The organism is Acinetobacter lwoffii (assembly GCF_022809915.1).
GTDB lineage: Bacteria > Pseudomonadota > Gammaproteobacteria > Pseudomonadales > Moraxellaceae > Acinetobacter > Acinetobacter lwoffii_M.
In genome coordinates this window covers 54,965-81,104 of the sequence record NZ_JALGQY010000006.1, presented here as the reverse complement: position 1 = coordinate 81,104, position 26,140 = coordinate 54,965, and the positions used below count along the sequence as shown (strand labels likewise).

Below are 26,140 nucleotides of genomic sequence, written 5' to 3'. Positions count from 1 at the left end.
TAGCCTAGATCACTTATGCTATAGGCAAAGAATGAGCAGATCAGATATCAACTAAATCACAAAAATGTTTTAAATATTGTTGTTTATCAAGCATTCAAACTTATGTTATCTTGTGTAAATAAAGCTATAAATATCCAATAAGTCTTAAAAAATCTGCCATAACAATTAAAGTCAGACCGGGACCATGAAGCGAATATCGCCTGTATTAGAAAAAGTGCTAAGACACAGAATCAAGAAATATCTGGTCGAAGATGAAGTCGTGATGAACTGGCGTATCCTGAAGAAATGCATCCTGATGCTGACTTTGGGATGCGGTGTACATCTGACCTGGCTCGGCTGGGATCTCTTTGTTTTATTCAATCCTGAGTATTGGCAATATGTACAGATTGAACGGGTTCATTCACAAGTCGTGCTGAACGGCAGTTTTTTATTGATTTTAGCCTTACTGATTTATCCTTGTTATAAATTTCAGGGCAACCGTCTGCTGGAACGTTATCTACCCTATCTGGCAGTCGGCACCTTTGTGGTTTCGCTATGCCGGGATGCCTATATTGTCGGCGTGATCAGTCCGGTCGCTACCACCGCTTACGTCTGCTTAATTATGGTCGGTCTGGTGCTGTTTCATCGCACGCTGGTGTATAGCATGCTGATTCCTGCCTCCATTTTTCTGGGCGGATGTGCCTATTTAAGTTTCAGTCATCAATTACCTTATTCACCGCTCTTTAATATCGATGACAAGCTTTTTTATAATGGTTTCTGGCTGTTATCGATGCTGTATTTCATTTTGCCAATTCTGGCCGTCTGCATGGTGTTATTCGAGATTCTGCTCAGTCAATGGCGTCATCGCGAGCAGCTGATCAAACAGCTGAGCCAGATTGATCCGCTCACCAATCTGTTTAACCGCCGTAGTATCAACCAATGTCTGGATAAACTGAATGCCGCAGCCACTCCCAATTATGCTTTAGTGCTATTAGATCTGGATCATTTCAAGAAAATTAATGATCACTATGGCCATCATAAGGGTGATGAAACCTTAGTCGAAGTGAGTGCCGTGCTGAATCAGCAATTGCGCGAAAGTGATGTAGTCGGCCGTTTTGGCGGGGAAGAATTTATTTTGGTGCTTAAAAATACCAGTCTGGAAAAAGCCGAACAAGTGGCTGAACGCTGCCGCATCGCCATTCAGCAATTGCAGATTTTCAGTGATGAGGATGAGCTGATTCCGGTGACCGCCAGTTTCGGGATTGCCATTTCTAGCGCGGAATTACGCCCGCAGCAGTTATTGAGTCAGGCTGATCAGGCGCTTTATCAGGCCAAAGCCGGTGAGCGTAATCTGGTCAAAGCTTATGCTGAACCGGTGCCAGTACAGATGCAGGTTTCTTAAACGGGTTCAGCTTTTTTTAAGAACTAAATTATGGATTTTCACTTTGAGCCAGTGCTTGCAGCTGTGCCAGCAATTCTGCCTCGCTAAAAGCACCGGTTAAACGTAAACCCCTAATTTCCTGCTGCTGCGCATTCAAGAATAAATACGTCGGCGGCCCGAGAATTTCCCATTGGTTTAACAGCGCTTGATGAGAGACATTATATTGGCTTAAATCCAGCTTGATCAGGAAATATGGCGCAAGCGCCTGCTGTACCGCTGCAGATTTTAAAATACGATGTTCGATCGGCTGACAGGCAACACACCAGTCGGCGTAGACATCAATAATAATCTTTTGCCCTTGTGGTGCCCTGTCCAAAATCTGCTGAAATTCTGCTGCACTACGTGCCACATGCCACTTGGCTTCTGTGCTCGCCTGCTCCACAAAAAAACGCTGACTGTGCTGATATTGGCTATAAGCGATATAGGGCACGGCCAGTACCAGACACAGGATATATAGCCATCTCAAACCGGTACGATGCCAGAAAATCCGGAACAGCACATAAGCCACGAAGGTCATACCCAAAGCTAGGGATAACCATTGTAAAGCGGCTTCTGAAATCAGTGGGCGAATAAAATACAGCGCCAGCGCCAGCATGATAAAGGCAAAGAGCACTTTGATCTGATTCATCCAATGCCCGGCTTTAGGCAGAATCCGTGCACCCAGAATACTGGCCAGCAATAAAGGCGTGCCCATCCCAAAACCTAAAGTAAACAGCAGTAAAGCTCCCTGCCACTGACTTTGCGTCTGGGAAATAAACAATAATGCGCCTGCCAGCGGTGCGGTCATGCATGGCCCCACCAGAAGCGCCGAAATCATGCCCATGACACCGGCACTGACCAGACCGCCTCCCTGCTGCATGGCCTGTGCCCGATCCAGACGATGAACCAGACGTTGCGGCAGTTTGATTTCAAACAGGCCAAACAGATTCAGGGCAAATAGGACAAACAGGATGCTAAATGCGATCAGGGTTCCCGGTTGCTGCAACCAGCGCTGAAAATTCAGGCCGGCCGAAGATGCAATTAGGCCAAGTACTGCATAGACAGCGGCCATACTGCTGACAAAAGTCAGTGCAATCATCCAGGCTTTCAGGCCTTTACTATCTCGTACAATCAGCGAGGTCAGAATCGGCAACATCGGCAAGGAACACGGTGTAAAAGCCAGTAAAATGCCTAAGCCAAAGAACAGCAAAAGCCCATAGCCCAAAGAGCGTTCAAGCAGTTGGGCTGACCATTTCTGGTCTTGTGCTGCATAGGGTTCAGTTTGTGTGTTGGCTGATGCAGAGATTTCATTTGCTGTAGATTCTGAGGAGTCCGCTGCATTAAATAGGGTATTGTGTTGCAGTGATGAAGTATTCAGATCGAGTAAACGCTTTGTTCCTGATCCGGTAGCTTCAAATTGCACCAGACCAGACAAATCGGTCTTGAACTGAATGGTTTGTGGCGGATAACAGATCCGGTCTTTGGCACAGCCCTGCCAGCTGACCTGATAGGATTGCCCCGCCTGAGTCGGAATTTGAAACTTTAACTGCTGATAATAAACCTGGGTATGTCCATAGTTATCATCATATAAATCTTCAGCGGGTGGCAACTCAAACGACACCGGTTGGTTGCCCTGCCGGACTTCAATTTTATGCTGATACAGATAATAGTTGTCTGGAATCTGCCAACTCAGTTCAGCCTGCTGCTGACTGGTGGAGATCACGCTCACAGGAAAAGCCTGCTCGGCAGACAACAATGCAGTTTCCGCCTGAGCAGGACTGCTGAACAAGGTGCTTCCCAAAATAACCAGGGCAAGCATTTTCCCCCAGGTCGGGAACTGCGAGTATTTCATCATCTGTGAGTTGAATAACTTAGAACAGCACAGAGAAACCTAAGCCTGAGAAGTAACTTCGATCTGCACCATCCAGATCTACACCGACATTCGCATCCAATTGGACACGGTCGTTTAAGGCATACATAACCCCGGTACCGAGCGCGTATTGATTATCGACACTTTCAGCTTTACGGTAAATCAGTTCAGAATAACCTGACCAGCGATCAGTAATGCGGTAGCCTAGAGAAGGAATCGCAGACACTGCCCAGTTGCTGTCCTGCCATTCATAACGCATGGTCAATGCGGTACTGACCAAGTCATTATATTGATACGACACGACAGAACCTAAGCTGTAAATATCTTCTTCATTAGTGAAACCGGTATTGCCTGTTGCAATGATGGCTTCGGCCAGCAAAGCCATACTGAGTTTGTCATCATCCAGATCAATGGCCTTTTTCAGACCAATACTGACATCGCCCAGACCATCATCTTCTTCGGTCTGGCCATTGGATTTCACTTGGGTCCAGGTCGGGCCAGCCCAACCTAAACGCAATTCCAGATCATCACTGAGTCCGGTACGTAACAACATATCTGCACTGAGTGTGGTCGCGGTCTGATCGCCCGACTTGCTATAACGCGCTGTAGGCAAGCCTTGCTCCCAAGCGACATTTCCGACTGGCGTAATTCCAGTACTCAGACCCTCACCTGGTCGATCAAATTCAAAATCTGCTGCGAAAAGCTGTGCACTACAACCGGCCAGTGCAATCAAACCCAAGGTTTTTAATGTTGTCATGTTGGAGCTCTTTATTAAAATTTAACTGAGTTCTTTGGTCATTTTTGCGCCATGCTTGCGAAGCAATTCTAGCGTCTGTTTTTCTTCGTCTAAAGCTTCTGACCAGTTGATTTCATCAAAATCACAATCAAAGAATAGATCACTAATAGAAGATAAAATAGTCATGCCATCTTCATCTTTGCTATTTGGATCGACTTTTTCATCCAGTAAACGCTGTACGGCAGGTGCACATGCGGCACTTGCGGCATCCCAGAGTGGACCATAAATTTCTTCTGCATCCCACAGATGCAGATTCACTTTGGCCTGGATCAGTTCTTCCAGAATCTGTAAATGTACCGCCAAACGTGCCTGTTTCTCATCTTCTGAAAGTGGTGTTCCGGCTTCATACAGCTCACACACTTCTTCCCACCATTTAAACAGGCCATCTGACCAGACCGAAATCACCGGGCCTTTGTCATGATCAATAAAATTCGGGTTGAGTCCATCTGCCAGCAGCTGTTTGACCTGGTCCAGATTTAATTCTTCGAGTGCTTGCACAAAAAGCTGTTGTTGCGCAGTTAACATGATGGAGCTCACTTTGATTCGTTTTCGACTATTATGCCGAATAAAGCAGGATTTGTTGTGCTTCTCATAACTATATTTTTGTTTAATACGAAAAAAGCCCCGCAGGGCTTTTTCAAATCAGTTCGGCTTACTCTTCGATATCCGCAGTATCTGTGTCTGCTAGGTCAAGAGCACCAGGACGAACATTGTCTTTTTTCTCGATCACATGTTCCAGACTACGTTTCAATCGGTCAATTGCACCATGGATCGCAGTATCGACATTATGGCCACGATGATTGACTACGACAGGTTTCAAGCCTGCAGGACGCGCTTCAATCATACAGCGAATATCGTCATCGCCGCCTTTGGCGCCATTTTCATCACTGAGATGGACTGAAAAATGGGTAATACGTTCGCTGTGGCGCTGGAATTCTTGATTTAATTCTTCCCGTACATAAGTAATTAAACGATCACTATTCTGAATGTGGTTATCGGTACGAAGTTCAATATTCATATATTACCATCCTCAATCTTTGTAACTTTTGAGTGCAAAATTTTTTATCTTGGCACGTTTGTAGCTTGCTGTTTCACATCGCATTTCACTTCTTCAAATGATTGGAATCACACCCTCCATTTTGAATGATGAACACATTTTTGAGTCTGCAGAATCGTGTCCTTATATCTTGAATATCGGCTGTATCTTGGAAATATGCAAGTGATATTTTGGTTTTTTAGCAAAAGAATAATCCATTGTGACAACTGCTTACTCAGCTCAAAAATACAGGATTTTTCAAACGGAAATTTCACAACCTTTCACATGATTTAATTTGAAATAATTTTTAAGCCAGACCGATAAATCGCTTAAATAACACTCGACCAGGAAACCTAAAAAAGGAGGAATTAAAAGTATTTTTTATCGAAATTAGCTCACTTTTACCTAATAATTTATCTTATAAGATCAGCGCCTAGTCAGCCTTACAGTCCTGAATAGATCATTTGCTTTATCATTATTTAGTTGCTTTTGCATAACCGGGAAAAATACTCTTTCGTCATTTTAAATAACAACCTGCAAAATAATTTTTTATTGAAATATAAGACCGTTCAATCTCACTTGAAGAGGCTGAGAACAGGCTTATAAAACGACGGTCATTTGAGATTTTCAAACTAACCTCATTACACAAACAGAACAAAGCTGTTCAGCCTCAGGCCCAAATTAATTACTAAACAATCTGTATATCCCCCCCTATTTTTTACTGATTTTGTAAGTTAATCATCGTAAATTGAAGTGATTTTATATTTTTAGTTATACATTCAGTCTTTTAAGGCACTACATATTCAACTTTATTTAAAAAATAATAATTTAGAGAAGTATCAGCGAAACGCAATGAAAACTGAGGAAGATGATCGTCTTCATTCAACTCATGGGGGCTGGAATATATTTAAGTCAGCGATCACTTTTAACTTTATTTTTACTTATTAATCTGTATGCTTATTCTGCTTTCTCGGGGGGATAGATTTAAATGAAATTTACACAACTTGCGGCACTTTGTGCATTGGCTTCAACTGCAGCATTTGCTCAAGCGAAACCAGTTTGGCAGGACTTTAGCGTTACAGGTCTTTATGGTGAAAACTATGAAGTTGTAGACGATCAGCAAACTACTTTAACTGTTGAATATGCTGCAAAAGTTAAATATGCAGATGTATTCTTCTTTATGGATCGTCTGCGCGGTGGCGATGATGTTAAAAGTACGTACTTTGAGTTATCACCACGTTTAAGCTTAAGCGAAGTTACAGGCCAAAAACTTGCCTTTGGTCCAGTGAAAGATGTGCTTATTTCAACAACGTGGGAAGGTTCAGATAATGCTGATAACTTCCTATATGGCGTGGGCTTTGACCTTGATATCCCATACTTTCAATATGCAAGCTTAAATCTTTATCGTGCAAACAATGAAAAAGTGTTTGGCAATAAAGACGATTATCAAATGACGCTTACCTATGGTGTGCCATTTAAACTGGGTGCTGAAGATTTTCTTGTAGATGGCTTCCTTGATTGGTCAACTGCTGAAAAAGACGCTCAAGCAAGCGAGTTAAACTGGACTACACAGTGGAAATGGAATGCGGGCAAACACATTTCTCCAGATACCCGTTTATACCTCGGTGTTGAACATTCAGTGTGGAACAATAAGTTTGGTCTTAAAAATCAAGATGAAAACAATGTCAGCGCACTTGTGAAATATCATTTCTAATTGATGTATGATCGAAAGCAGAACTCCGGTTCTGCTTTTTTTAAACTGTGATTTCAGCTCACCTCTACTAGAACAAGAATATGCCTGATTTTGATATTCGACCTGCGACCGAACATGATCTTGAAACCATCCTCAAGATTTATAATCAGGAAGTACTCTATGGTACTGCGACCTGGAACAGAACAGCCTTTGATTTGAACTATTTCAAAATCTGGTTTAAACAGCTTAAAAATCAGAATTTCCCGGTTTTTGTGGTTGAAGATACTCAAAATCAAGTCGTTGCTGGCTATGCCTGTTATGATCAGTTTCGTAGTATTCAGGGCTTTCAACAGACGGTAGAACATTCCATCTTTTTAAATCCAGATTATGCAGGGCAAGGTTTGGGTTCTAAATTATTGCAATATTTAATTGAACAGGCTCAAGTACAGAAACTGCATATCATGGTCGCGGCGATTGATTCTGAAAACAACTCATCGATTCGTCTGCATGAAAAACTGGGCTTCGTTCAAACTGCCTATATGCCGCAAGTCGGACAGAAGTTTGGGCAATGGCGTGATTTGGTACTCTTACAACTCAATCTGGATCAAGCTTGATTCATTCTTAGTTTAAAACTATTTCAGAACTGCTTTCTGGACACTACTCTTCAGCTTTTTAATACTTGGCCATCACGATATTTGGTTGTTATCCAGTTTAATAAGCACAAGTTCTATTTACTTATACGAGCGGCTATGTTTTATTCAGCTAAAAATCATACTGAATAACACCATGTATAAATCTCTATTGTCTATTGGTCTTTTAAGTTTAAGTATGCTCACTTTTGCTGATTCATATTTTGAAAAAGAGCTCCGTTCAGGCTGTAGCAAAGTGCAAAGCTACGCAAATAATGGCAAAAAATTCTACAACCAAAAACAATATCAAAAGGCCATAGCGCAATTTGAGCAACAAGCCGCATGGTCATCCTTTTGTGCGATGAATGTAGAAGGCGGTGGTACAGCTTTTTCCGAACGCGATATCACCACGGCGTTTAATAATGTTGGCTTAAGTTATGCCAAGCTTGGAAAGCCGCAATGGGCACGCGCCTGGTTCTCGGTTTTCCCGAATGCTAAAGCCAGCCAGTTCAATCTAAAACAGTTACCTGCACCAGAAAAATCAAAGAGTCTTGCAGGAAAATATGTTCGTTATGCAGGTTTTGGTCAATGGAATACGATGGAAGTTAAACGGGCTTCGAATGCCTACCAGATTGAGTTTAATGGACTCTATATGGGTTTGCGCAGTCTGATTTATGGACCAAATATGGGAGAATTTTCAACCCGCATGCCACTGAATAAAGCTCAGACCAATTACAGCGTAGAAGATTGCAAAATTGATTTAAAATTTCAGTTTAACGCTCAAATTGGACAACAGATTGTGGTGAATAGCAGCAATCCGATGTCTTGTGGTTTTGGTCATAATGTCTCGGCAGATGGCATGTATTTAAAGGTTGAGTGATTGCTGATTCAGCGATATCTTATTCCCCTATAACAAACATAATATTCAAAATATTACAGGGAAAATATGGCTGATACGGGCAAAGCGATAGGCGGTGAATTTAGAACTGGACAATTTGGTATGTACTTCCTTTGGGATGAAAATACAGAAATCTAATCCCTCCATTATTCAAAAAAGAAAATTCCCCTCTCTCTTTAAGAGATGAGAAGCTCTGCTTCGTAAGAGGAGATTTAAAATCTAATCCCTCCAAACCTCCCTTTCTTACGCTTCGATATAAAGCAGTGCTTATATCTTGCTCAGGGAGGCTTTTTCCCTCTCCTTCTAGGAGAGGGTTAGGGAGAGGTAAATAAAGATAAGCCCTCACCCCCCACCTTCTCCCATAGGAGAAGAAGCTAAAAGCCTTAAATTGCCACCAACTCCCGAATGCCTTTCTCCGGCATTTCACTACCCACACCTTGCGCCACGACTTGGCCACGTGCCATCACGGTATATCCATCAGCAAGTTCTTCAGCAAAGTCATAAAACTGTTCAACCAGCACAATCGCCATCTCACCACCATCCGCCAGTTTACGAATGACCCGGCCAATGTCTTTAATAATGGATGGCTGGATGCCTTCAGTCGGTTCATCCAAAATCAGCACACGCGGTTCAGAAGCAAGTGCACGTGCAATGGCAAGCTGCTGCTGCTGCCCACCGGACAAATCTCCTCCACGGCGGTGCTTCATTTCCTCCAAGACAGGGAAAATTTCATACAAATGCTCAGGCACTTTGCGTGTCTTTGCTCCTTTAAATTTCGCCATACCAATGAGAATGTTTTCCTCCACCGTCAGCGTTGAAAAAATATCTCGACCTTGTGGCACATAAGCCAAACCTTCACGTACACGCTGTTCAGGACCGAGCTTGGATATGTCTTTACCATCCAGCAAAATCTGTCCGGATTTAATCGGTAAAATACCCATCAGACATTTAAGGAGCGTGGTTTTCCCCACCCCATTGCGCCCAAGCACCACCGAACATTCACCCACAGGTGCAGTCAACGACACATCACGTAAAATATGACTGCCACCATAAAACTGATTGACGTCTTTGACTTCTAACATCGCGGTCTCCTTAACGTCCTAAATACTTTTCAATGACATCTTCATTGGTTTGTACTTCTGCCAATGTGCCTTCTGCCAAAATTGCGCCTTGCGCCAATACCGTGACTTTTTCACTAATGGTGTCGATAAAACTCATATCATGCTCGACCACAACGAGGGTGTGATTTTTCTTGAGTTCTAAACACAGCTCTGCCGTGCGTTCGGTTTCGGCATCAGTCATCCCTGCCACAGGCTCATCAAGCAAAATCAGTTTAGGGCGTTGCATCAGCAACATACCGATTTCTAACCATTGCTTTTGACCATGTGACAGCAAGCCAGCAGGTTTATTAATGAACTCTTGCAGACGAATTTGAGTGAGGGATTCATCCAAGGCATTTTGTGCATCCGGATCAAGCTTGCTAAAGAGGCTTTTTTTCACACGTTTGTCTTTCGGTGCAGCGAGTAATAGATTTTCCATGACCGTGAAATTTTCAAACACGGTCGGTTTTTGGAACTTGCGCCCTATGCCTGCTTCCGCAATTTGTTCAGTGCTCATTTTGGCTAAATCGTAGTTTTGCCCAAAAAATGCTGTGCCTTCGGTTGGTCGCGTTTTACCGGTAATCACATCCATGAGGGTGGTTTTCCCTGCCCCGTTCGGCCCGATAATGCAGCGTAATTCCCCCTCTTCGATATACAACGACAAATCATTTAAGGCACGAAAAGCATCAAACCAGACGCTTACTTTTTCCAAATATAGCGCTATGCCGTGAGTAAAGTCTGCGCCTTGTTCTTTTGGACGACCATAGCCTTCAGAAGCATGACCACCATGCGGTTGCAGGATTTCGCTCATTCGCTACGCTCCTTTTTAAAACGGTCAAACAGACCAATAATGCCTTTCGGTAAGAAAATGGTGACCACAATAAATAGCGCACCCAAAATGAGTAACCATGCTTCAGGATAAGCCGAGGTGAAATAGGTTTTTACCCCGTTAATGACACCTGCACCAATTAGTGGGCCAATTAAAGTGCCACGACCACCCGCTGCCACCCACACCGCCATTTCAATCGAGTTCACCGGGTTCATTTCACTTGGATTAATAATGCCTGCTTGCGGCACATACAGCGCGCCTGCAATCCCTGCAATCACAGCAGAAAGCACCCAAGCAGAGAGCTTGTACCAAAGCGTGCGATAGCCCAAATATTGCAGACGATTTTCGCTGTCACGAATCGCCCCCAACACACGGCCATAAGGTTTATCCATTAAATGACGTAACCCAACAAAACAGAGCAGCAGTACCAATGCGGTGATAAAGCACAGGCTGGCACGCATAGATGCCGAGGTAATGTCCATACCTAGCATGGTTTTAAAACCGGTAAAACCATTGTTGCCACCAAAGCCGGTTTCATTACGGAAGAACAGTAATGCAGCGGCAAAAGTCATGGCTTGGGTAATAATCGAGAAATACACGCCTTTAATTTTCGAGCGGAAGGCAAAGAAACCAAAAATAAAGGCAATGATGCCCGGTACTAACACCACAAGGGCAAGTGACCAAAGGAAGTATTCAGTCCCCACCCAAAACCATGGCACTTCCGTCCAACTCAGGAAGCGCATAAAGTCAGGAATACCATCCCCTGCAGACTGGCGCATCAGGTACATGCCAAAGGCATAACCGCCAAGGGCAAAGTACAAACCATGCCCCAAACTTAAAATGCCGGCATAACCCCACACCAAATCGAGTGCCAAAGCGACCAAGGCCAAACACATGATTTTGCCAATCAGGGTGACCCAATACGCAGATAAATGCAGCGCTGAATCAGCAGGTAATAAATGTAGCCATGGCAATGCCAATAAGATGGCAAAGCACACGGCTATGGCGATACCGCTACGTGGTTTATCTGAAAGTAATTGTGTAATCTTCATGTGCTTACTCCACAAAACGGCCTTTGATGGCAAACAAACCTTGTGGACGTTTTTGAATAAACAAAATCACAAGCACCAAGAGAACAATTTTTGCCAGTACCGCACCAATACCAATTTCCAAGGCGGTACCGCTAATACCCAGACCAAGCGCTGCAAGAACTGCACCCCACACCTGACCTACACCACCGACAACCACCACCAAGAAGGCATCAATAATGTAGTTTTGCCCTAAATCTGGCCCGACGTTACCGACTTGTGCCAAAGCACATCCGGCGAGTCCTGCAAGACCTGAACCTAAACCAAAGGCCATCATGTCGATACGGCTTGAACGAATACCAACGGCTCGCGCCATTTGACGGTTTTGCGTCACCGCACGTACAAACAAGCCAAAACGGGTTTTATTCAGTAGGTAAACCAACAACAAAAGCACTGCAATGGTAAAGACAATAATCGCAATACGGTTATAGGGCAGCATCAAGCTTGGAGTAATCGAGATCCCGCCTGACAGCCAGGAAATGTTAGAAACTTCGACATTTTGCGCACCAAAAGTCATGCGTACCAATTGCATCAGAATCAGGCTGACACCAAAAGTGGCAAGCAAGGTTTCCAACTGGCGACCATATAGCGGACGAATCACGGTACGTTCAATCAACATGCCGATCAGCCCACTTACCAAGAATGCCGCAGGAATCGCGGCGATTAAGTACCAATCGACATAGCTGCCCAAATAGCTTTTAAACAGGCTTTGCACCACATAAGTGGTATAGGCGCCAATCATAATGAGCTCACCATGCGCCATATTAATCACACCGAGCAAACCGTAGGTAATCGCAAGACCCAGTGCAGCAAGCAACAAAATACTGGCGGTACTTAAACCTGAAAATAAATGTCCTGTCCATTCACTGGCTTGAATACGGGTTTTAATACTGTTTTTCGCTTCAAGCAAAGCCGCTTTCAGCTCAGGATGGATAGTCGGCTGTGACAACTCATTGTCGATCATCGCCAAGACATCAGGACGATTAGAATCTTGTAAAATTTTTGCGGCTTGAATTTTGACGAGCACATCTGAGTTTTGATAATCCAAACGGGCTTTGAGCTGGGCCAAACGGGCTTTGACTTTATTGTTTTGTTCTTTTAAATACAGCGCATTGATGTGAGCAACATTCAGCTCTGCCAAGTTGCTTTCATAAATATCAATCGCTTCTAAACGCTCAGAGGCATCATCCGACTTCAACTTGCTTTGTGCCAAACCAAAGGTCAATGCTTTACGCAAGGTATTCACCAAAGTGACTTGTGCAAGGTCGCTTGGCCAATCTGCAACAGCATCTAAACTTGGATAACTGAGCAACTGATCATCGGCTTCTAAAATATAGGTTTGTCTTTGAGAATCGCTATAAAGCTGGTCGTTTTCAACATATTCTGCAAGCTGATCTAACTGTTCAATACTGCCTGGCCATTGATTGAGTAAAGCACGACGTTGAGCAAAATCACCTTGCACAAATTGCTGAATCGCATCTTGTGGTTGTATCGCTATGGTTGAATTATTGTGTTGTAAAGAGGTTTCTGCTGTTGCCATTTGCATACAAAATATTTGTATACACAACAGAAAAATAGCGGCGATATTCACGCGAATATTCATTATATTCACCCCTATTCCATTGGAAATTTTCCGTGGAGAGTAAGAAAAAAATCAGAGGACACCTGCCACGGCTGTGGCAGGCAAAAGATAGCAGTTATTTCGGAATGTACGGGCTCCAAGGCTGTGCCTGGATGGCTTGTGGCGTTTTATAGACCACATCAAACTGTCCATCGCCACGAATCTGACCAATCATGACTGGCTTGTGTAAGTGGTGATTCGTCGCATCCATTTTTAAGGTATAGCCGGATGGGGCTTTGAATTCCTGACCTGCCATCGCTTCACGGACTTTATCGACCTCTGTAGAACCTGCTTTTTCAACGGCTTGCTTCCACATGTTAATCCCGACATAAGTTGCTTCCATTGGGTCATTGGTCACCAGTTTGTCAGCATTTGGCAGTTTGAATTCCACCGCATACTGCTTCATTTTGTTGGTGAATTCGGTATTGACCGGATTCTTCACTGACATGAAATAGTTCCATGACGCCAAATGACCGACCAATGGCTTGGTATCAATACCACGCAGTTCTTCTTCACCTACCGAGAACGCCATCACTGGAATATCAGAAGCTTTAATGCCCTGATTACCCAGTTCACGATAGAATGGTACGTTGGAGTCACCATTGATGGTTGAAATCACTGCGGTCTTTTTACCAGCTGCGAATTTTTTCACATTGCCGACAATGGTTTGATAGTTGCTATGACCAAATGGCGTGTACTCTTCCATGATGTCCGCATCAGCCACGCCTTTAGACTTTAAGAAAGCACGTAAAATCTGGTTGGTTGTACGTGGATACACATAGTCTGTACCGAGCAGAACAAAACGCTCCGCTTTACCGCCCTCTTCGCTCATCAAGTATTCCACGGCTGGAATGGCTTGCTGATTAGGTGCAGCACCGGTATAAAAAATATTTTTGGATTGTTCCTGGCCTTCGTACTGTACAGGATAGAACAATAAGCCATTCAGCTCTTCAACCACTGGTAAGACAGATTTACGTGATACCGACGTCCATGCACCGAAAATTACCGCGACTTTGTCTTGGGTAATCAGCTGACGTGCTTGCTCTGCAAAAAGTGGCCAGTCTGATGCTGGATCGACCACCACAGGTTCCAGTTTTTTACCCAGTACCCCACCCTTGTCATTGATTTCCTTAATCGCCATTAAGGCCGTGTCTTTCAGTGAGGTCTCAGAAATTGCCATGGTGCCGGACAATGAATGCAGGATCCCGACTTTAATCGTATCGCCGCTATCTGCGACTTTGCTTTCCGCGGCCGGGGCTTCTGCTTTTTCAGCAGATTTTGAACACCCCGTTAATGCAACAGCCCCTGCCATGGTTGCGGCTAAAATACTTTTTGAAAATAAATTGCGTTGGAACATCAGATTTTCTCCAAACTTTATGATGGTGCATTTTTCATGCTTGTCTTGTTGTACATCTGGATGGAGTGATTCAATTTCTGTGCCAAGGCTTCAAAAAATAAAAAAAATTAATTTAACTGATCTCATTATTCGTATTATGAATCATGAATTTAGTAATACTAAAAAGAATTAAACCTGTATTTAAATGCTGTATCCGAGCTTAACTCTAAGTAGGTCGCGCAAAGAGCAATGAAAACATAGCAGAAGTGAGATAGAAGATGATGTACAAATAAAGTGCAGCACCTTGAATATTTTTTGCACTGTTTTAAAACAAAAAATCCCGCGCTTGCGGGATTTTTTACTGCTTAAATTCGATAGTTTAAACCACCAAATCTGCCAGATTACCTTTTTGCTCCAACCAGTCTTTGCGGTCACTGGCACGCTTTTTCGCCAAAAGTTTATCCAGTAACCCTGCGGTATGATGAGCATCATCCAGATCCAGTTGCACCAGACGACGCGTGTTTGGATCAAGCGTGGTTTCACGTAACTGACTGGCATTCATCTCGCCCAGACCCTTGAATCGGGTGATTTGCGGATTCTTGGTTTTGCATTTTTTCAGGATGCTATTCAGCTCATCTTCATCCAAAGCGTAGTGCACATCTTTATTGTCATCAATACGGAATAATGGCGGCATCGCTACAAATAAATGCCCTTCCTCGACCAGTGTAGGAAAATGCTTTACAAACAAGGCACACAGCAAAGTCGCGATATGCAAACCATCCGAGTCGGCATCCGCCAGGATACAGACCTTGCCATAACGCAGTTCAGACAAGTCATCCGAACCCGGATCAACGCCAATGGCAATCGCAATATTGTGTACTTCCTGCGATGCTAGAACTTCGTCAGAAGAGACTTCCCAAGTATTCAGGATTTTTCCACGAATTGGCATAATCGCCTGGAAGTTCTTATCACGCGCCTGCTTGGCCGAACCACCCGCAGAATCCCCTTCCACAATAAACAGTTCTGACTGATCCAGATCATGGCCTACACAGTCCGACAGTTTCCCCGGCAAGGTTGGACCCGCGACAATTTTCTTACGTTCTACTTTTTTCGCTGCTTTGAGACGGCGACCGGCTTTGGAAATGGCCATTTCTGCCAGTTGCATGGCGATGTCAGAATTCTGGTTCAACCATAATGCAAAGGCATCTTTGGCAATATTCTGCACAATTCCAGCTGCTTCACGGCTCGATAGACGTTCTTTAGTCTGACCTGAGAATTGCGGCTCCTGAAATTTCAGCGACAGGATATAATTGACGCCGTCCCAGACATCTTCGGCAGAGAGTTTCATATTCCGCGGCAGCAAATTACGCAGTTCACAGAATTCACGCATCGCATCGGTGACGCCTGAACGCAGACCATTCACATGCGTTCCGCCTTGTGCGGTCGGAATCAGGTTGACATAAGATTCCTGGACGCTTTCACCCCCTTCGACATTCCAGCAAATTGCAAATTCTGCGCTGGCACGTTCCGCATCGCCTGTGGCAACAAACGCCGGTGCCGGAATAATTTCACGGTCTTCCAGCTCGTCCATCAAATAATCAACCAGACCATTTTCAAACTGCCAGGTAATCTTTTCATCATTGATCTGATCAACATAATTGATCTGTAAACCCGCCGCCAAAACAGCTTTGGCTTTGAGATTATGTTTTAACGCTTTTAAGGCAAATTTAGGCGAATCAAAATATTTGGCTTCAGGCCAGAATTGTACCGTAGTTCCTGATACCCGTTTCGGTGCCTTACCTGCCAGCACTTCAAGCGGTGCAACCGGTTCGCCATTTTCAAAGGCCATTTTATACAGATTGCCCTGACGCTGAACTTCAACCTCTACCCGGGTCGAAAGCGCATTGACCACTGAAATCCCGACGCCATGCAAACCACCGGAAAACTGGTAGTTATCGGTGCTGAACTTACCGCCGGCATGCAGTTTGGTCATGATAATTTCAATACCGCTCTGGCCGTATTCAGGGTGAATATCCACCGGCATCCCACGGCCATTGTCTTCGACTGATAAAGAACCATCTTTATAGACCGTGACGGTAATCTTGTTGGCATGTCCTGCCAGTGCCTCATCGACAGCATTATCAATCACTTCCTGTGCCAAATGGTTGGGACGAGAAGTATCGGTATACATGCCCGGACGACGACGGACCGGATCCAGACCAGATAAAACTTCAAGAGATTGAGCCGTATATTGAGACACGTTATTCGGTTTCCTTTTTTATGCAGTCCAATAAAAACTGTAAGACGAACGGAATTTTTTCCGCAAAATCATCCATCCCGTGACTGCCATGCGCTTCAGTCATCAGCATTGCAGGGGGATGCGCAGCACTATAATAACGATGTGCTTCACGATAATCCAAAACTTCATCGCCTTGTTGCAGCAGAACCAGTATTTTGTCTGCATCTTGTGCAACAGGCAGGGCCAATTGCTGCAGTTGTAACAGATCTGCCTCATCCAGACACCAGTTCGGATGAACCTGATAAGGCAGTTGCTCGTCAAACAGTTCACGAAACAGTTGCCATGGTCGCATTGCCGGATTGATCAGTACAGCAGGCACAGCATGCTGTGCGACCAGATGTGTCGCATAAAATCCGCCGAGACTACTGCCCAGTAATGCCACATTATGCATCGATTCAATCAGTTCAGAAACATGCGCAATGGCAGCGTTCGGTGACATGTTTAAATCGGGTAAATGTACCTGAATTTCAGGATACTTTGCACAGTAATGTTGCAGCAATTTCCCCTTGATCGAGTTGGAATTACTCTTAAAACCATGCAAATAAATGATATTCATGAACTACCAACAAAAAACCCATCAATCATCAAAATTTAATTTAAATAATGTGAAGTACACTACTTTATAAGACCAGTTAATTGCTTAAATTGTCTGACAAAAAAGCCCAAAATCTTTTCTCATTCTCGTTATTTTAAGCTGAGGCCCTCAAAATCCGGAAACTCAACAAGAAAAAGAATTTATACCGCGAAGTTCTTTAAAAAGAAAGATGGCACCACATGCGGCTCATTGAAAGGACAGGATCAGATGCCAAGTTTGACACCGTTACATGAAACCTATTGTCGATGGGATCGGACCCCGCCGAGTCAGGCCGATGTACTGGAAGGTCTGGCGCAGCTGGTGACGATGCGCTTTAACGATGTGATCCAGGAGCTGATCAAGAGTATTCAACGCGAAATTTTAATGAGTATTTTCGGTTTAAGTGAAAATAATTCAGAAAAAATTCAGAATATTCCTTCCATTGTGCGGCTCTATCAAATGTCTTATGACATGCTGTTTCATTACGGCAATACCCTGATTGCCCCTGCTTTGCGCCAGATTATTGAACGCTTTCCTAAACTGCATAATAAACCGCTGACACCTTCCTTGCATTTCCTGGTCAGTGTCTTAAATGGCATTATCGGGGATTATCTGCTGAAATATCAGAATCCTCTGGCCTTGCCGATGGTGATCTATGACCATTATGGCTCGCTGCAAAAAGGTGAGCTGAGCGGTCGTATTACCCTGTTTGTGCATGGCTTATGCATGAACCATTTAGACTGGTCGAATCGCAAATATGAAGGCATTGGGGCAAAATTACTGGCGCAGCGCGACCGCAATACCATGCTCTATCTGAATTACAATACTGGACGCCGGATTTCTGCCAATGGTCGAAGTCTGGCGAATACCTTACAGGATCTGATTGCTCGCAATCCGAGAATTACCAGTATTGACCTGATCGGGCATAGCATGGGTGGTCTGGTCTCTCGTAGTGCGCTGTTTTATGGCAAGCAGAATGTCTATAGCTGGGTCAATATGGTGGAAAATCTGGTCTGTCTGGGTTCACCGCATCATGGTGCAGTACTGGAACGTTTTGGCTTTAGCTTGCAGAACAAACTTGGACATTTTCCACTGATCCGGCTGCTTGGCCATCTGGTCAATATTCGCAGTAACGGTATTCTGGATTTGCGCCATGGCAGCGTCCGGGATGATGACTGGGAGCATAATCCGCTTCGGATTGGCTTTATGGATGATCACCGTAAACCTGCCCCTATTCCGTCTCATATCGATACCTATCTGGTCGCCGGTACCATCGAGTTTGAAAACCACAAGAACAAGACCTTGCATGTGATTGGCGATTATCTGGTGAGTATTAAAAGTGCTTTGGGCGAGCATCCCAATCCGCGTTTCCAGCTTAAAGTCCCGGACGCAAACAAGGCGATTTTCTATGGCCTGAACCATTTTGAAATTCAGTATCATCCGCTGGTGGCCGAGCAGGTGGCGCGCTGGTTCTATCCAAGTATAGAAGATGAAGCCTTTAATCAGATTCATGAATATGTGATGGATCTGGACAGTCTGGAAGGCATTGCCCTGACCTAAACTCAAGCAAAATAAAAAAGCCCTCAAGTGAGGGCTTTTTTATTAAATACGGAATTAATATTTATCTCTGAGTCGTTTAATCGGTGCCTTTTCATATTTACGCAGCAATTGCCACAGGCTAATCAGCAATAAAATACTGAAGAAGATCAAAGACCAGACAGGTAAGGATTGACCCAAGAAAGTCCAGTCAATCGCAGCACATTCCCCTGAACCATTTAAGACCTGTTGCAATACAGACTGCATCGGCAGGGTTTCCAGCCAGTATTCCAGACCGGGACCACAGCTCGGCACCTGATCCGGTGGCAGGTTCTGTAGCCAGACATGACGTGCAGCCACGCCCACAGCCCACAAAATACTGAGCGAACCCAGCAAGGCATATAGCCGCTTCATGAGATTGGATGCAGGATTATGCAGGAATGCGATCAGTGAGATGATCCCGAGTCCGATTAATCCAACACGCTGAAACACACAGAGCGGACAAGGCGCCAGACCTTGTACATGCTCAAGATATAAGGCAAATGCCATGCCGATGACAGCAGCCAGAAACAACATACCACTCACGAAGCGATAACCCCATTGCATGGTGAATCCTCTTATTTTTTTATCGATATTGGGCTAAATAATCAGCAAAACTGACGCTGCTATCTTGCTCGAGTTGCTGTTGTTGCTGCAATGACTTTTGTGACATTTCTTCAAAATAAGCCAGTGTTTCCGGACTGAGCTGATGCGCTTCATAGACACTGCTGTGTTGCTGGGCCAGATGTTGGCCAAAATGCCACATACTGCCCTGTTCACGCGTATCACCTACCACCAAGGCAGACAAAGTGGCATCGACTTCATCGACCCGGATCATCATGGTTTTTAAAGCATCGGTATAGAGAGTAGTGTCGTAGGCCGAATTTAACAGCTTGGCCAGGGGATGCATGCGCTGCAAATGCATGGCACACCAGTCTTCAATCGGATAAGACTGGCCATTTTCCATAATTGCGGCATTTGGCGCACGGCCACGGTTCACCACTTCGGCCTGATTCTGTTCAATAATATCCTGTTCATCGCTGAGGAGCGCCGGACTGTCCTGCAATAAACAGTACAGGGCTACCACTTCGAGGAAACCGGCCGTATCTTCATTGATACCTATCGGGCTGTATGGATTGACATCGACTGCACGCAGCTCGACATAGGCAATCCCACGATTTTCCAGTGCCTGCGACGGGGTTTCACCCGCCAGCGGCACCTGTTTCGGACGCACCAGGCTGTAATATTCATTTTCGATTTGCAGCACATGATCATTGATCTGGATCGGCTGGCCATTGGCATCATCCAGTCCCAAACGACTAAACGGTTTATACGGCGTTTTAACGGCTTTTTGCAGTCCGTCCAGATAGTCCTGCAAATTATTGTAGTGAATACCGAGCTGTTTCTGCGCAGAGTTTTGATAACCAAAACGTCCCATACGCAGCGCAGTCGCATAAGGCGAATACAAGGTACCTTTGACCAATGGCAGCAAGAAATGATCACGGCCAGTCATAAAGCACTGGCAGACCGCCGGACTGGCCCCGATCAGAAACATCACCAGTGGGGTCAGACGAATAAAGTTACGGATCAGGCCCATATAGCGATGACTGCGATAATCCTGCAAGCTCAGTGCTTTGAGTGCTTCATCTTGTTCCTGCTGTTGCAAGGCCTCGAACAGATGATCCGGGAAAGACAGGTTGTAATGCACACCTGAAATCGTCTGCATACGGCGGCCATAACGCACACCTAGACCATGACGATACAAGGTTTTAAACAGACCAATATTCGAGCTGCCATATTGTGCCAGCGGAATGCTGTCATCACGGCTGTCCAGCATACATGGCATCGACAAAGGCCAGAGTTTTTCATCATTTTCCAGATGACGATGTACAATTGCATGAATATCGCTGAGATAGTCCAGTGCTTTTTTAATACTGTCCTGTGGCGGAGTAATAAACTCCATCAATGCTTCAGAATAGTCCGTGGTGATATGTGGATGAGTCAAGGCTGAACCCAAGGCACGAGGATGCGCTGCCTGTGACAGGAAACCATCACTTTGCATACGCAAGCTTTCACGCTCGATACCACGCAACATGCCTTTGATGAGTGACGACTCGACCCAGGTCGGTAACACATTTTGGGAAGTCGATTCAGGTTGACTCATTACAATCTCGCTTAAGGGGGCTAAATTATTAAATTAAAATCATCGGTTTAATCAGTATAACGTGATTTCGTGCCGGCATATGACAGGCTGCCTAGTTTTCAGGCAAACCATTGATTTTTAATTTGGCAAATTTTTAACACAAACTTCCTCTATAAGACATGGAAAATTTGTGATTTTATTAACAAATAGATGCTAATGAATTGTAAATATTATGAATTATCAAGATATTTTAGACTTCTGGTTTCATGCAGACAGCCAGCCCTTATGGTTTAGCCAAAGTCATGAATTCGACCAAAGTATTGCGCAGCAGTTCATGAGCACCCATCAGCAGGCAGCCCAGGCTGAACTTTGGGGCTGGCGTAAAACCGCAGAAGGCCGGCTGGCCGAAATTATTGTGCTAGATCAATTTTCACGAAATTTATTCCGTGATTCTCCCCAAGCTTTCGCCCAAGACAGTCTGGCACTGGCCTTGGCTCAGGAAGCCATCAGCCTGAACCTGGATCAACAGCTCAGTCCGGAACAGCGTGCCTTTCTGTATATGCCATTTATGCACAGCGAATCCAAACTGATTCATGAATTCGCCTTAAAACTGTTTCAGCGTCTGGGCAATCCGACCAATCTGGAATTCGAGAAAAAGCACAAGGTCATTATTGACCGCTTTGGACGTTACCCGCACCGAAACCAGATTCTGGGTCGTGCATCGACCGATGAAGAACTTACTTTCCTGACCCAGCCCGATAGCAGTTTTTAAGATTTTTTAAGACCGGCTGTCTGGACTGGATCATTGCATCAGGAGATCGAACATGAAAAACATGCTACTGGGATTGAGTGTGATTGCTGCCATCAGCCTGACTGGCTGTGCAACCACACCCTCAAAGCCCTTAACATTTGATCAGTTAGGTCGCTACAGTACCACTCCCCTCAACAGCAACACTTACCGTATCAGCTTTCAGGCCCGTCCCAATATGAGCTTTGGCACAGCTGAAGAAATTACCCTGCTCAAAGCCGCACAGACTACCGTACAAAATGGTTTTCAATTCTTCAGAGTACTGAATGATCCAAGTAACCGCACCCAGCAACCTCCACGGCAAGCCATCGTCTATCCGGCGCCAAGCTTTTATCCTTACGGGTATTACCGCCGATATCCGGGATTCTGGCCAGACCCATTCTATGACCGTCCTTATACCGTGACTCTGGATCCTGCCCAGGTGGCTTATACCATTGAATGCTTCAAGGCCAATCAGGCGCCTCAAGATGCCTTTGATGCCCGCTTGATTTTACAGTCACTTGGGGCTAAATATGGTTTAAGTCCATCCGGTGCAGTGCTGCAACCGCAACCGGCCAATCCCTCCTGACAGGATGATCTATGCAGACAGAGCGTATCTCCCCGAGCTTACAACGCAGTAAACGTTTCGCGACCATCGCCCTGGTGGTCGCCGTACTGATCTGGTTGGCATTGATGGTTGCAGCCAAACTGCTACCCGAATATGTCTGGCTCATTCATATTCTGATGCTCTCGGCAGAAGCGGGTGTGGTCGGTGGTCTGGCGGATTGGTATGCGATTACCGTACTGTTTCGTAACCCTTTTGGCAGATTGCCTATTCCCAAGTTTTTACGTGACCATACCGAAATCATTCCACGTAACAAGGCCCGTATTGCAGAGTCGATGGGCCGTTTTGTGCAGGAAAATTTTCTTTCTCCGCAAATTGTACAGCGCAGTCTGGACAGTACCGACCTGAGTCTGGCTGCAGGACGCTGGCTGGCCAATCCACAAAACAATGCCCAAGTGACTCAGGTCATTCAACAGACGGTGCCTAAAATTTTTGAATTTGTCGGACAGGAACAGATTGCCGGATTTATCCAGAGCAACAGCGTGCAATGGGTCAAAAATACCCAGATCAATACCCTAGCCAGCGAAATGCTGCATGCCGTTCTGGACAATGATTTCCATCAGGATGTGCTACAGCGTGGACTGGATGTGGTGCATGCCTGGATGACCTCGCATCCTGAACAAACCCGTGAGCTGACCCGTAACCTGTTTAAGGAAATGGGGGTGTGGAAACTGGCCAAAGGCGCCAGCTGGATCGGGATTGATGTGCAGCAACGCAGTATTGATTCCGTGATCGGGCGCGTTGAAGCCATGCTGGCCGATCCAGATCATCCATGGCGACTCAAAATTGAGAACATGGGACATAGCTGGATGTTGCAGCTGGCGGATAATGACAGTGAAGCCAGCCAGCGTCTGAATGAAACCAAAGATGCCTTACTGGATAGTCCACAAGTGTTGAATTTTATCAGTGGTGCGGTGGTGATTTTATGTGATGCGATCAAGGCAGACTTGCAAAAACCTGATTCGGGTATTGCGGAAAATCTCAGAATTGCTATTCAACAGGTCGGTGAAAATATCATCTCGAATGCCTCGGTACGTGAGCTGCTGAATAAACGTCTCAGCGGAATCGCGGTTGACCTGAGTGACCAGTACAGTGAAAAAGTGATTCGTTTTATCAGCGAGCGCATTCACGAATGGGATTCAAGCGAGATGATCGACAAGATTGAAAATGAAGTCGGCGGCGACCTGCATATGATCCGGGTCAATGGAGTCGTGGTCGGTGCCTGTATCGGTCTGGTGCTTGGGATTATCCGGGCGGCGGTAGAGCATTTAATTTAAAGATGACGCTATTCGTCCCATACATCCCGACTTTTAAAATATCCAAGAATTGACTCCAGCCAGATCAAATTTAAGATTTAAAAAATGATCATTTGGGTGGCTGAGATCCGGACATATCGACCAATAGCCCAGTGAATTTACGTACAAAAGGCAATAAGGTCACTACAATCGGAAACGCAATCGCCCAGGAAATCATCCAGTTATGAAACCAGAGTGCCATAAATCCATCAATCCAGCCAAGATTACGCAGCATATTGATCATGGAAATAATGCCACTCATCAGGCAGGACAGGATAAAAGGCACAATAATCAATGCCCATTTTGCAGGGAGTTTAGGAATATGACCGATAATGGTCGGACGTTGTGATGCAGCCACGACATGCTCTTTTTACTGTTTTCAGATGACTAATATAAGCCAAATTCTATACGGTGAAGCATTGTTTTTTTTCATCTGAAATGTTGAGCTAAAAACTGGTTTTATTTTCACGGGATTAATCCGTTGATTTTCCCTTTCTTTAGTCAAAAACTTCTGACGAAGTGATCCTCCACTTTTTATTCCCGAGAAATGCTTTTACCTAAACAGCCTGAAATTTGCTATATTTGCTGTTTTTCTGCGATCTCTATTTTCGACTGATTATGAATACGGCAATACAAGCAGCTCTCGATCATGCAGTGCACACTTTACAGGCACAAGGCGTACTCCCATCTGACTGGAACAATACAAGTAATTTGACGCGTACCAAAGACCGAAGCCATGGTGACTTTGCGTCGAATATTGCCATGATCGCGTCGAAAGCTGCGGGTATGAAGCCACGTGATTTAGCGGAAAAAATTCTTGCTGCCCTGCCTGAAGTGGCAGATATCAGCAAGGCAGAAATTGCCGGTCCTGGTTTTATTAACTTCTTCCTGAATGCTGACCAGCGCTTTGCAGTCCTTGATCAAATCCAAGCACAACAGGCGACTTATGGTCGTACCCAGGTCAATGCGGATAAACGTATTCAGGTTGAATTCGTTTCTGCCAATCCAACCTCTAGCCTGCACGTAGGTCATGGTCGTGGTGCTGCGTATGGCATGACGGTTGCGAACTTGCTTGAAGCGACCGGTGCAAAAGTCGATCGCGAATACTATGTCAATGATGCTGGCCGTCAAATGGACATTCTGGCGACTTCGACTTATCTGCGCTACTTAGAATTAACGGGTCAGGAACTGGTATTCCCGAAAAATGCCTACCAGGGTGACTACGTAAAAGAAATTGCACAAAGCATTATTGACCAGGATGGCGATGCTTATGTCCGTCCTGTGGCCGACGTGTATAAAGATGTGCCTGAAGATGTACAGTTTGCAGCCGAATTAGATGCTGATGGCAATAAAGTCGTATTGTCTGGTGATAAAGAAAAACACATTGATGGTTTGATCTTTAATTCACAAGCGTTAATTGGCACAGGCTACCGCGTATTCTTGCAAGCCGCGCTTAAAGCTATCTTAGATGATATTAAAGATGACCTGGGCGAATTTGGTGTAACCTTCAATCAATGGTTCAGCGAAGAATCATTGACAGACAAAATTGAAGAAGCCTTACAGACCTTAGATCAGCGTGGTTTCCTGTATGAACTGGATGGCAACATCTGGTTCAAATCCACTGCATTCGGTGATGAAAAAGACCGTGTTGTGAAACGTCGTAATGGTCAGACCACTTACTTCGCGTCTGACATCGCTTACCACCTGAACAAGTTACAACGTGGCTATACCGATATCATCGATATCTGGGGTTCAGATCACCACGGTTATATCGCACGTGTAAAAGCGGCCATTGATGCGCTGGGCTATGACTCGAAAAAATTAACGGTTCTTCTGGTTCAGTTCGTGAGCCTATGGCGTGGCGGCGAGATGGTACAAATGTCATCCCGTTCAGGCCAGTTTGTGACCTTGCGTGATCTGCGTAAAGAAGTTGGCAATGATGCTGCACGTTTTTACTACGTAATGCGTAAGTCTGAACAGCACATTGATTTTGACCTGGATCTTGCTGTGTCACAAAGCAAGGACAATGCAGTGTATTACATCCAGTATGCACACGCCCGTATCTGTCGTATGTTAGAAAAAGCAGCGTCTACCAATGTCAACTTTGATGCTACAGCAGCACGTAATTTGGCGGCTAAGCTGGAGCTTGATGCTGAAACTGAAATCCTGGCCAAACTAGCGGCCTATCCGGAAATTCTGGTCCGTGCTGCAAACAGCTATGAACCACATCAAATCGGTAATTACCTGAAAGAGCTGGCAGCCTTGTTCCACGGCTGGTACAACGACAATAAAGTACTCGGTGATGATGCTGAATTGACCCAAGCACGCTTATTGTTATCAGTGAACGTGCGTCAGGTACTGCGTAACGGTTTAGAACTTTTAGGTGTGTCAGCTCCTGAATCAATGTAAAGCACTGCTTTTACATTGATGCAAGACAAGAGCTATGCTCGAAGCGAGCATGTAAGCAAAACACTGCCGTTTATCTGCTGAGCAGACATTTTGTAACTTCAGCTATGTGCTTGAAGATACAGATAAATTAAAATTCTG

At 44.9% G+C, this 26,140-nt stretch carries 23 protein-coding genes; 9 read left to right on the top strand and 14 right to left on the bottom strand.

What is annotated here, in order from left to right:
- Nucleotides 1-184 precede the first annotated feature (184 nt).
- The gene (locus tag MTX11_RS04725; protein WP_243474490.1) at nt 185-1,381 is read left to right on the top strand and encodes a GGDEF domain-containing protein; all 1,197 of its coding nucleotides are present in this window, start codon (nt 185-187) and stop codon (nt 1,379-1,381) included.
- A gap of 28 nt (nt 1,382-1,409) precedes the next feature.
- On the opposite strand, the gene dsbD is transcribed toward MTX11_RS04725, so the two are convergent.
- The 4 genes from dsbD to MTX11_RS04705 all read right to left on the bottom strand — a co-directional run bounded on the left by dsbD (nt 1,410) and on the right by MTX11_RS04705 (nt 5,083).
- A complete protein-coding gene (gene dsbD / locus MTX11_RS04720) occupies nt 1,410-3,251 on the bottom strand; it encodes a protein-disulfide reductase DsbD (RefSeq protein ID WP_005105339.1) in 1,842 nt (613 codons plus the stop codon).
- A gap of 19 nt (nt 3,252-3,270) precedes the next feature.
- A complete protein-coding gene (locus MTX11_RS04715) occupies nt 3,271-4,026 on the bottom strand; it encodes a transporter (protein WP_114540932.1) in 756 nt (251 codons plus the stop codon).
- A gap of 21 nt (nt 4,027-4,047) precedes the next feature.
- Nucleotides 4,048-4,590 (bottom strand): hypothetical protein, encoded by a 543-nt coding sequence (locus tag MTX11_RS04710; RefSeq protein ID WP_039902494.1) that lies wholly within the window; start codon nt 4,588-4,590, stop codon nt 4,048-4,050.
- Between the two features lie 127 nt (nt 4,591-4,717).
- Nucleotides 4,718-5,083: an HPF/RaiA family ribosome-associated protein gene (locus MTX11_RS04705; RefSeq protein ID WP_005108164.1), complete on the bottom strand. Its 366-nt coding sequence runs from the start codon at nt 5,081-5,083 to the stop codon at nt 4,718-4,720.
- A gap of 1,006 nt (nt 5,084-6,089) precedes the next feature.
- Between MTX11_RS04705 and MTX11_RS04700 the strand changes: the two genes are divergently transcribed.
- From MTX11_RS04700 to MTX11_RS04690, 3 genes are all read left to right on the top strand, one after another.
- Nucleotides 6,090-6,815, top strand: a complete 726-nt coding sequence (locus tag MTX11_RS04700) for an outer membrane protein OmpK (protein ID WP_005105335.1) — start codon at nt 6,090-6,092, stop codon at nt 6,813-6,815.
- Nucleotides 6,816-6,895: 80 nt separating this feature from the next.
- Nucleotides 6,896-7,408, top strand: coding sequence for a GNAT family N-acetyltransferase (locus MTX11_RS04695; RefSeq protein WP_243474489.1), 513 nt, complete (start codon nt 6,896-6,898; stop codon nt 7,406-7,408).
- 172 nt (nt 7,409-7,580) lie between these two features.
- Entirely contained in the window at nt 7,581-8,303 is a 723-nt protein-coding gene (locus MTX11_RS04690) for a hypothetical protein (RefSeq protein ID WP_243474488.1), read from the top strand.
- Nucleotides 8,304-8,704: 401 nt separating this feature from the next.
- Here MTX11_RS04690 and urtE read toward each other — a convergent pair whose 3' ends face one another.
- The 7 genes from urtE to MTX11_RS04655 form a co-directional block, all read right to left on the bottom strand.
- Nucleotides 8,705-9,403, bottom strand: coding sequence for an urea ABC transporter ATP-binding subunit UrtE (gene urtE / locus MTX11_RS04685; RefSeq protein ID WP_005105332.1), 699 nt, complete (start codon nt 9,401-9,403; stop codon nt 8,705-8,707).
- Nucleotides 9,404-9,413: 10 nt separating this feature from the next.
- The gene (gene urtD / locus MTX11_RS04680; RefSeq protein ID WP_243474487.1) at nt 9,414-10,232 is read right to left on the bottom strand and encodes an urea ABC transporter ATP-binding protein UrtD; all 819 of its coding nucleotides are present in this window, start codon (nt 10,230-10,232) and stop codon (nt 9,414-9,416) included.
- Complete coding sequence (gene urtC / locus MTX11_RS04675) at nt 10,229-11,302, bottom strand: urea ABC transporter permease subunit UrtC (RefSeq protein WP_243474486.1); 1,074 nt, start codon at nt 11,300-11,302, stop codon at nt 10,229-10,231. Before urtC ends, urtD begins: the two co-directional genes overlap by 4 nt.
- A gap of 4 nt (nt 11,303-11,306) precedes the next feature.
- A complete protein-coding gene (urtB, locus tag MTX11_RS04670; protein WP_243474485.1) occupies nt 11,307-12,941 on the bottom strand; it encodes an urea ABC transporter permease subunit UrtB in 1,635 nt (544 codons plus the stop codon).
- A 94-nt stretch (nt 12,942-13,035) separates the two neighbouring features.
- Complete coding sequence (urtA, locus tag MTX11_RS04665; RefSeq protein ID WP_005250249.1) at nt 13,036-14,316, bottom strand: urea ABC transporter substrate-binding protein; 1,281 nt, start codon at nt 14,314-14,316, stop codon at nt 13,036-13,038.
- 358 nt (nt 14,317-14,674) lie between these two features.
- Complete coding sequence (gene parE, locus MTX11_RS04660; RefSeq protein ID WP_004281275.1) at nt 14,675-16,555, bottom strand: DNA topoisomerase IV subunit B; 1,881 nt, start codon at nt 16,553-16,555, stop codon at nt 14,675-14,677.
- Between the two features lies 1 nt (nt 16,556).
- Nucleotides 16,557-17,150 carry a YqiA/YcfP family alpha/beta fold hydrolase gene (locus tag MTX11_RS04655; RefSeq protein WP_243474484.1) on the bottom strand — a complete coding sequence of 198 codons (594 nt, stop codon included), beginning with the start codon at nt 17,148-17,150 and terminating at the stop codon, nt 16,557-16,559.
- Between the two features lie 246 nt (nt 17,151-17,396).
- Between MTX11_RS04655 and MTX11_RS04650 the strand changes: the two genes are divergently transcribed.
- Nucleotides 17,397-18,728, top strand: coding sequence for a GPI inositol-deacylase (locus MTX11_RS04650; RefSeq protein WP_243474483.1), 1,332 nt, complete (start codon nt 17,397-17,399; stop codon nt 18,726-18,728).
- Between the two features lie 54 nt (nt 18,729-18,782).
- On the opposite strand, the gene MTX11_RS04645 is transcribed toward MTX11_RS04650, so the two are convergent.
- Nucleotides 18,783-19,310 (bottom strand): disulfide bond formation protein B, encoded by a 528-nt coding sequence (locus MTX11_RS04645; protein ID WP_243474482.1) that lies wholly within the window; start codon nt 19,308-19,310, stop codon nt 18,783-18,785.
- Between the two features lie 19 nt (nt 19,311-19,329).
- Nucleotides 19,330-20,907, bottom strand: coding sequence for a glutamate--cysteine ligase (gene gshA / locus MTX11_RS04640; protein WP_243474481.1), 1,578 nt, complete (start codon nt 20,905-20,907; stop codon nt 19,330-19,332).
- A 211-nt stretch (nt 20,908-21,118) separates the two neighbouring features.
- On the opposite strand from gshA, the gene MTX11_RS04635 reads away from it, so the two are divergent.
- The 3 genes from MTX11_RS04635 to MTX11_RS04625 are packed head-to-tail and all read left to right on the top strand — an operon-like array spanning nt 21,119 to nt 23,575.
- Nucleotides 21,119-21,658, top strand: coding sequence for a DUF924 family protein (locus MTX11_RS04635; RefSeq protein ID WP_004281270.1), 540 nt, complete (start codon nt 21,119-21,121; stop codon nt 21,656-21,658).
- Between the two features lie 52 nt (nt 21,659-21,710).
- Nucleotides 21,711-22,262 (top strand): CC0125/CC1285 family lipoprotein, encoded by a 552-nt coding sequence (locus MTX11_RS04630; RefSeq protein WP_004281269.1) that lies wholly within the window; start codon nt 21,711-21,713, stop codon nt 22,260-22,262.
- An 11-nt stretch (nt 22,263-22,273) separates the two neighbouring features.
- Complete coding sequence (locus MTX11_RS04625) at nt 22,274-23,575, top strand: DUF445 domain-containing protein (protein ID WP_004281268.1); 1,302 nt, start codon at nt 22,274-22,276, stop codon at nt 23,573-23,575.
- 88 nt (nt 23,576-23,663) lie between these two features.
- Here MTX11_RS04625 and MTX11_RS04620 read toward each other — a convergent pair whose 3' ends face one another.
- The gene (locus tag MTX11_RS04620; protein WP_044108798.1) at nt 23,664-23,951 is read right to left on the bottom strand and encodes a DUF2798 domain-containing protein; all 288 of its coding nucleotides are present in this window, start codon (nt 23,949-23,951) and stop codon (nt 23,664-23,666) included.
- Nucleotides 23,952-24,211: 260 nt separating this feature from the next.
- On the opposite strand from MTX11_RS04620, the gene argS reads away from it, so the two are divergent.
- Nucleotides 24,212-26,002 (top strand): arginine--tRNA ligase, encoded by a 1,791-nt coding sequence (gene argS / locus MTX11_RS04615; RefSeq protein ID WP_004281266.1) that lies wholly within the window; start codon nt 24,212-24,214, stop codon nt 26,000-26,002.
- Nucleotides 26,003-26,140 lie beyond the last annotated feature (138 nt).